Annotated in this window: 5 protein-coding genes; all 5 read left to right on the forward strand. The window is 66.0% G+C overall.

What is annotated here, in order from left to right:
- The first annotated feature begins 139 nt into the window (after positions 1–139).
- The gene (locus ABWO90_RS03455; protein WP_353189801.1) at positions 140–12,385 is read left to right on the forward strand and encodes a filamentous hemagglutinin family protein; all 12,246 of its coding nucleotides are present in this window, start codon (positions 140–142) and stop codon (positions 12,383–12,385) included.
- Between the two features lie 72 nt (positions 12,386–12,457).
- The gene (locus ABWO90_RS03460) at positions 12,458–13,285 is read left to right on the forward strand and encodes an RNA polymerase sigma factor (protein ID WP_353189802.1); all 828 of its coding nucleotides are present in this window, start codon (positions 12,458–12,460) and stop codon (positions 13,283–13,285) included.
- 253 nt (positions 13,286–13,538) lie between these two features.
- Positions 13,539–14,270 (forward strand): secretin and TonB N-terminal domain-containing protein, encoded by a 732-nt coding sequence (locus ABWO90_RS03465; protein WP_353189803.1) that lies wholly within the window; start codon positions 13,539–13,541, stop codon positions 14,268–14,270.
- Positions 14,267–14,821, forward strand: coding sequence for an RNA polymerase sigma factor (locus tag ABWO90_RS03470; protein WP_353189804.1), 555 nt, complete (start codon positions 14,267–14,269; stop codon positions 14,819–14,821). The genes ABWO90_RS03465 and ABWO90_RS03470 overlap by 4 nt, the downstream gene beginning before the upstream one ends.
- Before the next feature lie 90 nt (positions 14,822–14,911).
- Positions 14,912–15,958, forward strand: coding sequence for a FecR family protein (locus tag ABWO90_RS03475; RefSeq protein ID WP_353189805.1), 1,047 nt, complete (start codon positions 14,912–14,914; stop codon positions 15,956–15,958).
- Positions 15,959–16,017: the final 59 nt, after the last annotated feature.

The raw sequence follows: 16,017 nt of genomic DNA on the forward strand, positions 1-16,017 counted from the left end.
CCGGGACGGATTCGGGCGCATGCGAAATTTTCCTGGTCGGCTTTGCGGGTTTGGAAAGTGAGCGTCGTCATCAAAGGGAAGGCCGCCTGCATCGATGCGATGGCGACGGCCGCCAACCGATTGCCACTGCTGACCCGACATGCAACCGAACCCTTTCGTCTCGCTCGCTTCGCCCGACTCCACCGACTCGTCACGCAAGCCGCATCGCCGCCGGCTAGGGCGCGTGATTCGCAGCCTGCATCGCAAGCCGCTCGTTCAAGCCGCCGCGTTGACGTTGCTGGCGTCGTCGGCTGCCCATGCCCAGCAAGCGTTTAGTAGTGCATGGTTTGCTGCGCGTGGCGCAGCGCAGGCCACGGCCTCGCAGACGGGACGCCTGCCGAACGGCATGCCGGTGACCTCGCTCATGGACCCGTCCGCGCAGCAGCAGCAGGCCAACGCGCAGTTGCAGCGCTCAATTGCCAATCTGAGTGCTGCGGCGCAGAGCATCGCCGCGATGCAAGCTGCCCAAGCGAATGCGCGCACCGCAGCAGCGAATAGCGATGCCACGATTCCCGATGGCCTTGCGGAAGGCGGCCTGAAGGTCGACACCAACAGCCTCACCAAAGGCTGGATCAACGCGCAAGCGCCGACGCAAAGCACCGTCAACGGCAAGACCAACGTCAACGTCCAACAGACCGCCGACAAGGCCATCCTGAACTGGGAGACGTTCAACGTCGGGCGCAATACGTCGGTAAATTTCGCGCAGCAAAGCAACTGGGCGGTGCTCAACCGTGTGAACGATCCGCAGGCGCGTCCGAGCCAGATTCAAGGGCAGATTCACGGCGACGGCACGGTCCTCGTTCTGAATCGGAATGGTGTGATCTTCGGCGGAACGAGCCAGGTCGATACGCGCAATCTGGTGGTCGCCGCCGCAAAGATGAGCGATGCACAGTTTCAGACCGGTGGTCTGTATGGCGCGAACGGCACCACGCCAAGCTTCACCGATGCGCTTGGCAAAGTCGAAGTGCAGCCGGGGGCGAACATCACGACGCGGACGCCGACCTCTGTGACGCAAGGTGGCGGCTATGTGCTGATGCTCGGCAAGGAAGTGAGTAACGCAGGCACCATCGTCACGCCGCAGGGGCAGGTGGCGTTGGCATCGGGCGACAGCTTCGTGATTCGCAAGGGCTACGGTACGGATGCGAACACGCCATCCACCACGCGCGGCAATGAGATCTCGCCGCAGTTCGCCGCACAGAGTACTGCGGGCAAAGTCGTCAACACGGGCCTGTTGATGGCGCCGGAAGGCGACATCACGGTCGCCGGGCGCGATGTGCAGCAACTCGGCGTCGTCGTCTCGACGACGACCGTCAATACGCGCGGCACGATCCACTTGCTGAACTCCGCAAGCGACACGCTGGGCAAGGTGACGCTGGGCAACGGCGCGCTCACGTCGGTGTTGATCAGCGACAGCGGCGCTACTGCGCTCGACAGCCAGCGCACGGCGCTGATGCAGGACTCGACAGCGCAGAACGCTCTCCGCGCGGGAACGTCTTCAGGCTTGTTCGACAACCTGTCGAAGCTCTCCGATCGGCGCGATCAGTCGCGCGTGGAGATCGTGAGCGGTGGCAACGTCGAATTCCAGGGCAACTCGCTCACCCTCGCCACAGGCGGTCAACTGGCGGTCAGCGCGACGGGCCGAAGCTTTGTCGCCAACGGCGCACAACTCGACGTTTCAGGCGCCGTCGGCGTGTCGCTTTCGATGGACAGCAACAACGTCAAGGTGAACGTGCAGGGTAACGAGCAGCGCGACGCGCCGGGCAACCGCGATAACGCCGCGCTGAACAACGCGAACGTCTATATCGACCGTCGTCGCCTGATCTATCTCCCGGCCGCAGTAGGCGGCTACGCCAACGAGCGTTGGTACACGCCGGGGGGCCTGCTGGAAGTCGGCGGCTATCTCGCCAATCAAGCGCACGGCATTGGCGAATGGGCAGCGCAGGGTGGCACGGTGACGCTCGGCGGCACCGAGGTTGTCACCCAAAAGGGCGCGCTCATCAACCTGTCGGGCGGCTCGCTCAACGTGCAGACGGGATACCTGAATCAGTCCTGGCTCAAGGGGGCGGACGGTCAGCTCTACAACGTCAACAGCGCGCCGTCGAATGTGCTCTACACGGGCGTGTACAAGGGCTTCGAAGTCGATCACCCGCGCTGGGGGACGACGGCCACGGAGACTTACGCGAACCCGCTGATCGCACCGCAACGTGTGCTGCAAAACGGCTACACCGTGGGCCGCGACGCAGGTCGCCTGTCGATCTCCGCGCCCACCGCCGTGCTCGAAGGCGATGTGGTGGCCAACGTCTACACCGGCCCGGTGCAGACGCAAGCGCGTCCGTCGAGCCTGACCGATGGCTACGCGCTGAGCCAGTTCGCCGTACCGCGTGCCGGGTCGCTCACGCTCGGGCAATACACGGGCGTGGGTCGCACGGGCGCCTTTACGACCGATGTCGTGATCGGTGGCATCGCCGACATTACCTCGGCCTTGTCGGTGGCCGACACGCTCGACCCCGCGCGCGCCAACACCCTCTGGCTCGACGCCTCGCGCTTGAATGCCACGGGCTATGGCGAAATGGATCTCGTGACCTCGGGCGACGTGAAGGTGCGCGGAGATCTGCGCCTGGACAACGGCGGCCGCCTGTCGCTGGTCGCGCCGTACGTCGACGTGTCGGGCAATCTGACGGTGCCGTCGGGGACGGTCAACATCTCCAACACGTACCTTCGCGCGGGGGACAAGTACGCTACGGCACTCTTCTCGCCTAACGGCACTGTCGGGCTGACGTTGTTGCCTGGCGCGCGCATCGATGTGCGGGGCCTCTGGGTCAATGGCAGCACCGACCCCGGGTCGATGTCCAGGGTGGCGTTCATCAACGGCGGCAACGTCACGCTCGATTCGACGAGTGACCTGACCCTCGGCGACGGCAGCGTGATCGACGTGTCCTCAGGCGCCGCCATCCTCGCCAATGGCAAGGTCCGGGGCGGCACGGGCGGTAACGTGACGCTGATCGCCGGCAATTCGGCGGGCAACGTCAGTGTGAACGTCGGCACGCTCATCCTGAACGGCACGATCAACGCCTACGGCGTGAACGGTGGCGGCAAGCTGACCGTCTCGACCCCCGACGCCATTATGATCGGTGCGAACGCCGCGCTCGCGGGCGGCGAACTGGCGGCCGGCACTTCGGTGGATATTGCCGTGAAACTGGCGGAACCCTACACGGTGCCCGCCGGCACTCCGCTGCCGTTCTCCTCGATCGACGCCCACACCCGGCTGATCATGGACGTGCCGTTCCCGGTGCCGATCCAGCTCGATGTTGCGCCGACCGTGCCGACGGCGGCGGACTGGGTGGTGCCGGATGGCGTGACCGTGTTCGCGTACCGGGCCGGGCCGAATTCGGACTACGACCGCTATTACGCCGGCGCCACGGTGCCCAAAGGCAAGCTGATCAACAACATCTTCGGCACGAACAGCAGCGACGGCTCCCTCCCGACCGGCACGATCATTCCGTCGAGCGTGTTCCCCGTCGGCTTTGCGATCCGTCCGTACCGGATCGTGTACACGGCGGGCTCGGTCAGTAACGTCGATGTGACGTATCCGGTGGGCGTCGTCATTCCGGCGGGCACGACCCTCGCGCGCACCGTCGCTGTCACGCCGGTCCCGATGTTCAACGCAGGGACATCGGGCAGCAATACGCCGTTCTTCAGCGCGGGGTTCTCCGGCTACGACATCAATGGCGGTCAGGGCCTGCGTGTCGATAACGGTGTGACGCTCGCGCCGGTCATGCCGGTCTATCGTCTTACGGCGGACAGCATGACGGCGCCGACGGGCAGCGACCCGTCGAAGGTCATGGCGCTGACGCTGCCGCCGCTGGTTGCCGAGAACGCCCAGACTGCCACGCTCACGCAGCGCGCCGGGGTCAGTCTCGCGCTGCGCTCCGTCGGCAAGGACTATCAGGGCAACCTGGCTGGCGGTGAGGTCAACATCGGCAAGGGGGCGACGATTGCCGTCGACCCGGGGCAGAGCCTCACGCTCGATGCCTTCGGTCGTATCACCGTCGACGGCTCACTCATTGCGCGCGGCGGGAAGATCGCGTTGACGTCGGAAGCCGACAACGTACTGGCGAGCGCGCGCAACTTCGACGCGAGCGGCAAGAACCTCGGTATGTCGATCTGGCTGGGGCCGACGGCACTGCTCGACGTCTCCGGCTTCGGCTACACGGCCAGGGATGCCACGGGGCGCCAGTACGGCACGGTGTCGGATGGCGGCAGCATCACGATCAACGGCGGCCCGTCGTTCGTGATCGTTCGCCCGGGGGCACAGCTCAATGCCGATGGCGCGGCGGTGAGCGTCGCCACGTCGACCGTGTCGGGACAACCGTCGAACGCGAAGGGCACGATGACGCTCGCCTCCAATGGCGGCACCGTCTCGCTCAGCTCGATGAGCGGGTTGATGCTCGATGGCGACGCCCATGCCAAGGCGGGGGGGGGCGGTGCTTCGGGCGGCGATCTGTCGCTCTCGCTCATCACGGCGCAATTCGAGGATCCGTGGGGGCAGTTGCCGGGCAACGTCACCGTGCCGGGGCAGTTCGTGGTGACGCAAACGCGAGCCGTACCTGCCGCATTGTCGGGACCGGAAGGTGTCTCCGCGCTCACGTTCGGCAATGCTGCCGTCAGTGTCGACCAGATCAGGGACGGCGGATTCAGCGGCGTATCGCTGATGACGACCGACATGATGATCTTCCCGGGCGACGTTTCGCTCTCGCTCGACAAGCGCCTCAATCTCACGGCGAATGCCTTCACGTCCTCGGCACCCCAGACCGGCACCGTCGTGCCGTCGAGCAACACCGTTCGCCTTGCCGCGCCCTACGTGAGCCTGACCGGCACGCCGTCAATCTTCAGGGACGGCTATCGTAGCGGTAGCATCGGTGCGCCGAGTTCGGCCCCGGTTCCCACGACGGCGACGTTCGAAATCGATGCGAATCTCATCGATCTGCAGGGCCCGCTGTCGTTCTCGCCGAACCTGTCGACACCGGTGACAGGTTTTCTCACGACACGTCTGGTTAGTCAGGGCGATATCCGCTTCCTGCCCACGCCAACGATCCAGCAGGGCACGACGTTGCTCTCGGCCTGGGACATCGAGCTCGACGGCGCGCAGATCTATCCGACGACCGGCGCGGCCGCGAACATCGTGGCGGGCCAGCGAAACCTCGACTACGACGGTACGCTCACGCTCGGCAGAACCACATCGAGCGTGCCCGATATGCCGATGTCCGCCTTCGGCACGTTGACGCTTTCCGCGCCGAACATCCGTCAGGGCGGCATCCTGCGCGCGCCGCTGGGTCGCCTGATCTTCGGCCAGACGGACGCCGCCGTGCCGGGCGAGGGGGCGCGCGAGGTCAAGTCCATCGAACTGCTGCCCGGAAGTATCACCTCGGTGTCGTCCAACGGGCTGACGATGCCGTACGGCGGCACCTTCGACGGCGTGACGTACAGCTTCAATGGCGCAAGCGTTACCCCGCTGCAGGCGGGCGGCATCACCGGCGCGGGCTGGGGGATCAGTTCCGGTATCAGTCTGACGGGCGACGCCGTGACCGTCGACAGCGGCGCGCTGCTCGACCTGTCGGGCGGCGGCACGCTCACCGGCGCGGGGTTCGTGTCCGGTCGCGGCGGGTCGGTCAACGTGCTGGGTACGCCGCTGGTCAACGCGAACCCGACCATGAAACTGAGCAAGGCGAGCGACAAGGTCTACGCCATCGTGCCGGGTTACGCGTCGAGCTACGCGCCTGTCTCGCCGGAAAACGGTGCGGGCGATCCGGCCGTGGGCCAACGCATCTCCATTGGCGATGGCGTACCTGGTCTGCCTGCAGGCACCTACACGCTGCTGCCGTCGAACTACGCGTTGCTGCCCGGTGCGTATCGCGTCGAGATCGGCGGCACCGGACAGATGCTGCCGGGCGTACCGACGGCGGCGGGCAACGGCACCTATCTGGCTGCCGGCTATCTGAGTACCGCCAACACAAGTGTGCGCAGTCAACTGCCATCGACACTGCTGGTCACGCCGGGTACGGCCGTGCGCAAGTATTCCCAGTACAACGAGCAGAGCTACAGCGACTTCCTCGCGACGCAGGCCTCGCAGTTCGGCAACCTCGCGCCTTTGCTGCCGCGCGACGGCCGCGCGCTCGACATCGTGCTCGCAACGCCCTCTACACCAGCGACCGGGCCGGTGTTCTCGTTCCAGGGGCAGGCCAACTTCCAGGCGGCGCAGGGGGGCATCGCCGGACAGGCGGCCGTGGAGAACATTGGTGAAATCACGGTGGGAACGCCATCGGCCGGATTCAGCGGCGTTTCGGTCGGGGCGAACGATCTCAGTGCTATCAACGCGCCGCGCCTGAGCATCAACGGCTACGTGTCGGCGAGGGTTGGGCAGTACGTGTTCGGCGGCAGTGGCGGTAGTGGCGGCATCGTCAACGATCTGTTCGTGCGCGACGGCGTGACGCTGTCGGCCGGCGAGCTCTACCTGATCGGCAACAACATTACCCTCGGCAATGGCGTGACGCTCACGACTGTCGGGAAGGGACCTGCGCCGTTCGATACCGCGTCGACCGGCATGCCCTACGTCGCGGGCAAGTACACGGTGCTTGGCCTCTCGAATGGCGAGATCGAGTTCGGCGGCGCCCAAACGAGTCGGGGCAGTATCACCATCGGCGCAGGCTCGGGCCTCTTCGCCGAAGGCTCGCTGGTCTTCTCGACCAATGGGGCCTCGACGCTCGACCCAACGTCGCGCTTCGGCGCACGCAACATCACGCTGGCCGTCGGCTCGCTCAATGTCGGCGATGCCGCGCAAGTGGCCGCCGCAGGCAATCCGGCGGGCATGCTGTTCAATCAGGCCATGCTCTCGACGTTGATGCGCGGCGACCCGGCAAGCGGTGCACCCGCGCTCGAGAAGCTCACGCTGGGCGCGGCAGGCGCGATCAATGTCTTCGGGAGCAGTCAGCTCGACACCCGCGGCTCCGGTGTGAGCGTCGTGCTCAAGGCCCCGGCGATCTACGGTTACGGTGGCGCGGGCGACCACGCGACGATTGCGGCCGATCAACTGACATGGAATGGTGTGGCCGACGCACAGGCGCCGGCACTGGTCGGCGTGCCGGGCAGTGGCGCATTGAGCCTGATCGCGAAGGAAATCGATCTCGGTACGTTCGCGCCGGTGGATACGACAAGCGTCACGCGCACGGTGTATGGCTTCGGCAACGTCGATCTCACTGCCAGCGACCGCATCGTCTCGGCGGGCAACAGCAAGCTCTTCGTGTATCAGGCGCCAAGCACGCAAAGCGGGGACGTGTTCGGTCAGAGCGGCACGGGCGGCAACCTGACGCTCGCCACGCCGCTGCTGACCGGCGCGCAGAAGTCGATCATCGCTTACACGGCGGGCGGCGCGCTCGATGTCGTGGCCCCGGCTGGCACCACGCCAAGTGCGGTCACGTCGAGCGTGGCGGGGGCGGAGATCGATCTGAGCGCCGATACGGTGCGTCTCGGCACGACGGTCCTGTTGCCGAGCGGCAAGCTCGCTGTCGACGCCACGCACGACATCGTGCTCGCCGATGGCAGCCGCATCGACCTGAGCGGGCAGACGTCGCGTATTCAGGCAGCGACCGTCTACGGCTTCGGCGGCACCGCGCTGTTCACGAGCGCACAGGGCGGCGTTTCGCAGTCGTCGGGTTCGATCATCGACGTCTCGGCACAGAACAACAACGCGGGCACGATCACCGTCGACGCCAGTACCGGCGCCGTCGCGCTGGGCGGTCAATTACTCGGCAGCGCGAACGCAGGGTTCGTCAGCGGCGACTTCGGCGCGTCGGCCGGGACTTTCGCGGATTTCGCCGGACTCAACACGCTGCTCAACGGCGGCGGCTTCTTCGATTCGCGCAGTTTCGTGCAGAAGCAGGGCGATCTGGTGGTCGGCGACGGCGTGAAGGCGCACAAGGTCAACCTGTCGGTCGACAACGGCAGCCTGACGGTGAACGGCACGATCGATGCGTCCGGCACCTCGCCGGGCACGATCCGACTTTCCGCAGGCAACGGGCTCACGCTCGCCGGCACAGCAGTGCTCGACGCGCATGGAAAGAAGCTACAGGTCGACAGCTATGGCGCACCCATCGAATCGAAGAATCGTGGTCATATCGAGCTGACGACTTCGGGTGGCCGAATGACGCTCCCGCCGGGGGCGACGCTCGATCTGAGCACACCGGATGGCAAGTCTTATGGGGACGTTGTGCTCAACGCGATGCGCACGGGCGAAACCTCGGGCGATATCGCCATCGACGCGTCCGGGCCGTTGACGATTCGCGGCGCGAACAGCATCGCGCTCAACGGGTTCTGGACGTACAACCTCGCGCCGGGCAGCGCGATCTCGCAGGCAACGCTCGACGGCTACGACACCGCGAGCACGACGTTCATGAACGCCGCGGCGGGCAACGGTGCACTGGCTGCACGCACAGCAGGCCTGTCGGCGTACGGCAACGCCTACCACCTGCGCCCGGGCGTGCAGATTGCCTCAACCGGCGATCTTTCGACGATCGGCGATATCGATCTCGCGAAGTACCGTTACGGCGCGTTGGCCAACCGCGACCCGAATTCGGCGACGTACGGCGCAGGCGAGCCGATGGCGCTTGCGATCCGGGCGGGTGGCAATCTGACCATTGGCGGCAGCCTCTCGGACGGGTTCCGGTCGACGAGCGGCACACCGGCGGTCTACAGCGCGATCGACTACGCGAACGACCCGAAATCCGAACTGTGGAGCCCTGGCGACACGGGATTGAATAATCCCAGCTACGCGTTCCAGATCACGGTGGCATTGACGGCCGATTGGACGGTACCCAACGACGCGTTCTACCAACAAATGGTGACGGACTACGGCGTCCCGTTCGTGGATAGCAACGGCCGCCCCTACGGGCCCGGCGACATCATTCGGGCCGGCACCTTGCTCGATCCCGGACCTTCGGCGGGGGGGAACGACTATCTGTTCTTCGAAGTCGGGAATCTGCCCGCCATCGGGCGCGTGGTCTCTCCCGCCGTCCCCGGAGCCGCGCCTACCTCGCCGATGGCAGCCATGCTCGCTCCCGGTTCGCTGTCGGCGTCGGTGCGCCTCGTCGGTGGTGCCGATCTTGCGGGCGCCGACCAGCGCGCCATGCAATCGACGCGTGCACTGGCCGGGAGCGGCAACGTGACGCTGAGCGACGCCGCGTACACCAGCGCACAACGCGCCACGGCGTTCAGCGTGCTGCGCACCGGCACGGGGAGCCTCGAGATCCTGTCCGGCGGCAGCTTCAGCGAAGCCACGCCTTATGGCGTCTACACGGCGGGCATGGCGTCGGCGCCGATCCTCGCGGCCGACGGCAGCAATCCATACAACCTGCCGGGCACGGCGTCGGGCGGCGCCGTGCAGGTCTGGTATCCGGAGCATGGTGGCGACATGCTGCTCGTCGCGCAGCAGGACGTCACCGGCAATATCCAGATCGCCGATAACTCGGTGCGCTACAACAACAGCAACCTCACGTCGAACTGGTTGTGGCGTCAGGGCGGCGCGGGGCTGACGCAAGACCCGGCGGCATGGGGCATCAACTTCGGCTCGATGGCGCAGGTCAACCCGTATAGCCTCACGCAATCGATTGTCGGGTTCCAGGGCATTGGCACACTTGGGGGCGGGAATCTGACCGTCGACGCTGGGCGCAACGCGGGCGTGGCGACGACGGGCGATGTATGGAAATCGACCGGGCTCGACCTCGCCGTCGCCTCGACCGGGCGCGTGCTCTCCGATGGAACGGTGGTCCAGACCGGCGGCGGCGATGTGAGCCTGAAGGTCGACGGCATGCTCAACGGACGGTCGTCGCTGGCGCAGCAGTCCGACCGACCGTCCGATTACTTTGGCAATGTCACGAATCTGCGCGGCGACGCGAGCATCGATGCGGGCTCGATCGGCACCATGGCGCCGTTCGGCAACGGCAGCTACTGGAAGTCGTTCGATCCGCGCGTGCAACTGCTGACGACCATCAAGGGCGTGACGCAAACGCGGGGGCCGACACTCGTGCCGGGCGACGGGACGGTCAGCATGAGCGCACGCGGCGATCTGGTGCTCGGCGGCGTTGGTGATGCGGGCATGATCCCGACCCCGGACGTCAATGGCGGGTACTACACCAGCAGTACCGGCGCCGTTGGCAAAGGCGGGTTCACGCAGTTCACACTGTTCCGGCCCTCCAGCAAGGTGTCCTTGTTCTCAGCCGGTGGGGATGTGATGCCGATGGACGGAGGCGCCTCCGGCAACGCGCTCAACAATGCGGGCACGTTCTTCCCGGGTGGCCTCAGCGTGACAGCCGCCAATGGCGACATCCGCTTCAAGACGGCCATGACGCCGGATGATCCGAGAACCGACCTGGAGTTGATCGCCTCGCCCGTCGGGCAGCTCGAGATGTATGCGGCTGGCACGATCTACGGTCAGGGCGGAACCATCTCGATGTCCGGCGCCGACATGGCGGCATTGGCCACGCCGCAGCATGTCGTCTTCCAGACGTTCAACGACGGGACACTCAACAGCGCGTCGATCGATGCGGCCATTCGTCAGAATGCCCGCACGCCGCTCGCTTATGGCGAAGACACCGTGACGTCGGCGCTTCATACAGGCGACAGCGTGCCTGCACGCATCTATGCCGGCGTGGATATCGACGATCTTGGGCTGGGCAAGACGCTCAAGATGGTCAACGACCCGGTGGCGCGGTTCATCCCGTCGCACACCGCCTGGTACGTTGCCGCCAAGCCGTTCGAAGTCATGGCGGGGCGCGACATCGTCGGCATGGGCACGGTGCCGGACACGTTCGCGAACGTGACCGGCAGTGACATCACATTGATGCAAGCCGGACGCGACATCCTTTACCAGTCGGCGAACATTCTCGGACCGGGGCTGTTGCAGATGCAGGCCGGGCGCAATCTGTATCAAGGCTATTACGGCATGCTGACGAGTGTGGGCGACGTGATTCATCCGTCGAACACGAGCGGCGGTGCAGGGATCTCGGTATTGGCCGGGGTAGGTGCCAACGGCCCGGACTACGCGGGCTTTGCCAGGGCGTACTTCGATCCGGCGAACCAGTTGCCCGGCGGCACCGCGCTGGCGGGCAGCGGCAAGGTGGCGCACGCCTATGGCGACGAATTGGTGACTTGGCTGAAGGATCGTTTCCGCTACGACGGCACCCCGGCCGATGCGCTCGCCTATTTCCTCGCGTTGCCGACCGCCCAGCAAGGCGTATTCGTGCGCGACGTGTACTTCAGGGAGTTGCTGCTCGGCGGCCGTGAATACAACGACTCGGGCAGCCCGCGCTACGGCAGCTATCTACGCGGACGCGACGCCATTGCGACGCTGTTTCCCACGAACGATGCCGCCGGCCACGCCATCGACGAAAACGGCGCGATCACGATGTTCAGCAGCGTGGTCGGGATGAACAACGTCAACGGTGTGAACATTCCGATCACCAGCGACGCCGGGGTGCGGACCAACTTCGGCGGCAGCATCCAGATGCTGTCACCGGGCGGGCGCACGCTGGTCGGCGTCGAAGGTGTCACACCGGGCGCGATGGCCGGTGTCGTCACGCAGGGCGAGGGCGACATCCAGCTCTACAGCCGCGACAGCATTCTGCTCGGCCTGTCGCGCGTGATGACGACCTTCGGCGGCAACATCCAGGCATGGTCGGCGCAGGGCGACATCAACGCCGGTCGCGGCTCGAAGACCACCGTGCTCTACACGCCGCCCAAGCGTGTGTACGACAACGTCGGCGATGTGGCGCTCTCGCCGTCGGTGCCGTCGAGCGGGGCGGGTATCGCAACGCTGGCCCCGTTGCCCGAAGTACCGGGCGGCGACATCGATCTGGTCGCGCCGCTGGGCACCATCGACGCGGGCGAAGCCGGTATTCGCGTGTCGGGCAACGTCAACTTCGCGGCACTCGCGATCGTCAATGCGGCGAACGTGCAGGTGCAGGGCAAGTCGACGGGCCTGCCGGTGATCGCCGCCGTCAACGTGGGTGCGCTGACCAACGCGAGCGCCACGGCTGCGCAAGCCGCGACAGCGGCGCAGGACGCAATGGCACGAGACCGCGCGGCGCAGCGTCAGAGCGCCCCGTCGATCTTCTCCATTCGCATGCTGGGCGGCCCGGATGCCGGGGCGCCGTCAGCCGATCGGAAAGGCGCGTCGTCTGCACCGCAGGCCCGGGCGGGCTATGACCCGTCGAGCGCCTTCCAGCTCGTCGGCAATGGTGAGTTGACCGAAGCACAGAAGATGCAACTCACGCGCGAGGAAAAGGCACATCTGTGACGGCGTGGGCAACGTTACAAAAAATAATCTGCGGATTTGCCCTTCGATATCCGTCATGTCATTGAGGCTTGTATGAAATGGCAGACAGAAGCGTTCATGGGTATCGGGGGGCACACAATGTTCGCGCGCAGACAATATACGGAGGCCGGGGGCACGGCCGACACGGCGGTGGAGATGGGCACGGCAAGCAGTTTGGCCGACGCCGTCTCCGCCGCCGAGGCGCAGGAAAGCGCCAGGGCCGGGCAGACCGGCGCGGCGATTCAGGTACTGCGCGAGTGCCTCGAATCGAACTACCAACGTTTGTTGCGTCGGCTCTCGCGCCGGATCGGTTGTTCCGATACGGCCAGCGACAGTCTGCATGAGGCGTGGGTGCGACTGGGCAGCGCGACGTTGCCCGATGCGGTACACAGCGCCGAGACGTATGTGTTCCGAATGGCCTACAACCTGGCGGTCGATCAGATGCGCGGACGGCGCATGTGGGAATCGCTCGGCGACGAACACGAAGCGTTCGACGGGCTGCCCGATCGCGGGCCGGGCCCGGAAGCCGTCGCCGGGGCGCGTTCCGAACTGGCCGCGCTCTCCCGGGCGTTAGGTGAAATGTCGGGACATCATCGGCGCGTGCTCATGGAGTTGCGCGTCGACGACCTGACGCGAGAGGAAGTGGCCGCCCGTCATGGCCTGTCGCTGCGCAAGGTCGACACACTGCTGCGCCAGACGCTCGACTACTGTGCCATGCAGACCGGCCGGATGCCTTCCGGTGGCATCGGCGAATCGCGCCGCCCGGCCAAACGAATCTCGACGCCGGTGGCCGCCGCGGTACCGGTTACCGACCCTGTCGACTGCGCGACAGTTGCCACCGCGGTCAAACCGCAATCGCCCTGTTCGCTCACTGACGCCTGACCCGGTGGGTGTCATATGCGGGCACAGTACCGGTCTCCGGCCGGGGCCGGCACCTCCGCCCACGGATCACCCTCGCACGTGCCCTGCCGGCATTGTCGTAACGTCGACCGACCCCGGCTGACGGTTAGACGGCTGCCATGCCGCAAGAACGTCGTTTGTCACTGAAAATTCACAATATTCAACGACATTGCAGGCGAGACAAAGAGACTGCGGCAAGACGTCCGATTAGCACTCCGACAATCGTCCCATCGAGATGACAGGCAATCCGCCATCGGCCGGCGCGCTTCTGCTGGCAAGCGCGATGTGCGGCTTGAGTTACCTGAGCGCTTCCGGGGCCGTACACGCGCAAGCGCAGGCGGCCGCGACGAATGCGAGCGCGACGGCGGGCGAGCGGCAGTTCACGTTCGATATCCCCGCGCAACCGCTCGACATGGCATTGGAATCGTTCTCCTCCGTATCCGGACGCTCGGCGCTGTTCAGCAGCGCGCTCGTTGCCGGGCGCACCGCATCGGCCGTAACGGGTCGGTACACGGCGCTCGAGGCGTTGCGCGTGCTGCTGGCGGGCACGGGGCTCACGGTGGAGACTGCCAGGAGCCAGGATGTCGCCACGTTCGTGTTGGTGCCTGCCTCCGTGCAAACGGTGGAGCGCGAGGCCCGCGAACGCGACGAGGCTGCGCGCATCACCCATTACGACGCGCTGGTGCAATCGGATATCTGGCAGGCGATCTGTGCCGATCCTCGCACGGCAAAGACCCGGTATCGGGCGTTGCTGCGCTTTCGCGTGGCGCCCGACGGCCATGTGGTCGACGTGCGCATCCTCTCGGAGGCGGGGGAGACCCCGATGGGCCGCGCGCTCGTCGACACGCTCTCTCGGGCATGGGTTTCCGAGCCGCCGCCGCCCGACATGCCCCAGCCCTTCGCCATGCTGATCCTGCCCGAGTCGCGCGGCGGACCGGCGTGCCGCCCGGGAGCCCGGCCATCATGACGGAGGAAGTTCGGCTGGCCTTGATGGCCTATCTGTCGAAACGCTACGGCGATCTGAAGCGCCACCTCGTGCGCTCGTTACGCAGCCCCGAACTGGCGGAAGACGCCTTGCACGACACGTGGCTGCGCCTGACCCGGCTCGAGGATCAGGAAACGGTGCTCAATCCCCACGGTTTCCTGTTGCGCATGGCCACGAACATCGCCATCAACCACCTGCGCAGCAATAGCCAGCAGGCCAGCGCGAGCGAGATCGACGAGATCCTCGAGATGCCCGACCCGGCACCCGGCCCCGAGCAGACCGCGCAGGCGCGTGCCGAGATGGAGGCCCTCATGCGGGTGATCCAGCGTTTGCCGCAGCGTCGCCGCGACGTGTTGCTGCTCGTGCGCTGGGAGGGCATGTCGCAAAAGGAAGTGGCCGAGCGCCTGGGGGTGACGGTCAGTGTCGTGGAGCACGAACTGCGGCGCGCACAGGACTTCTGCGCCGAACAGATGACGCGTCGGGAAGGTCCGGAAAGGACGCCTGCAAAAAAAGTTGGCGGAAATGCGCCATGAAACATGTCATCTCTATGAAGACCAAAAAATTTGTGGCGCCGCGAATGGGAAAGTGTGGCGCCGATGACTCGCTCGTGTACGCGTAAGACCATGACCACACCTCAGCCAACCGGTAACCCGGCGGATCGGAACGAAGCGCTCCATCAGGAAGCGCGGATCTGGCTCGCCCGTCTGAGCGGTGGCGACGTGCGACAGGTGGATTTGCACGCGTTCCGCCGCTGGCAGGGCATGAGCGCCGCGCACGCGGCGGCGTTCGACGATGCGAAGCGGCAGTGGCATGCCATGCGCCCGGCGATTGGCGAGCTGCTTCGCTCGGATTCGGCGGCAGCGGCACGTCATCGTCGGCTGGCCCATGGCGATGGACGGAATGTGATTGCCGAGACGAATCCCGAAGCGCGCGGGAACGTTTTTGCAGGCCGTCGTGCGTTCCTTGGCGCGGGTCTGAGTGCCGCGGCGGCCGCGGGTATTGCGGCGGTATATCCGCCATTCGGTCTGTGGCCCTCGGCAAGTACCTGGACCGCCGACTACCGCACCGCGACCGGCGAGCAGCGCGATATTTCGCTGGCCGGGCGCGTCAACGTTGCGTTGAACACGCAGACGAGCGTGCGCCGGGAAACGCTCGATGGCCGTACCGAGGGGCTGAAGCTGCTGACCGGCGAGGTTGCCGTCGATCTGGACGCGACGCGCAACGCGTTCGCGGTAGTGGCGGGGGCCGGACGTGCCATGGCCGACTCGGGACGCTTCGAAGTGCGCAATCTCGACGGGCGCGTATGCGTGAGTTGCCTGGAGGGTTCGGTGCGGGTGCTGCATCCTGCCGGGGAGCGGCACCTGGCCGCGCGCGAGCAGACCGTGTATCGCGATGACGTCATCGGCGGTGTCGCGGGGATCGAACCGGCCGCAGTATCGGCGTGGCGGCGCGGCGAACTCGTCTTCCGCCAGACGCCGCTCGCGAAGGTCATCGAAGAAATTAATCGCTATCGGCCGGGTCGTGTCGTGTTGCTGGCCGAATCACGTCGCAGCGATCCCGTGAGCGGCCGCTTTTCCATCGCCATCCTGAATGAAGCGCTGTTGCAGATCGAGCGCTCGTTCGGCCTGACGTCGCGCGCGTTGCCCGGCGGGTTGCTGATCCTGAGTTGACGTTGTGCCGCGACGCCGGGCGTGAGGTGCAGCGCGGTTCCGTTCGAACGGTTTCAAAA

Source organism: Pandoraea pnomenusa (assembly GCF_040391475.1).
Lineage (GTDB): Bacteria > Pseudomonadota > Gammaproteobacteria > Burkholderiales > Burkholderiaceae > Pandoraea > Pandoraea pnomenusa_C.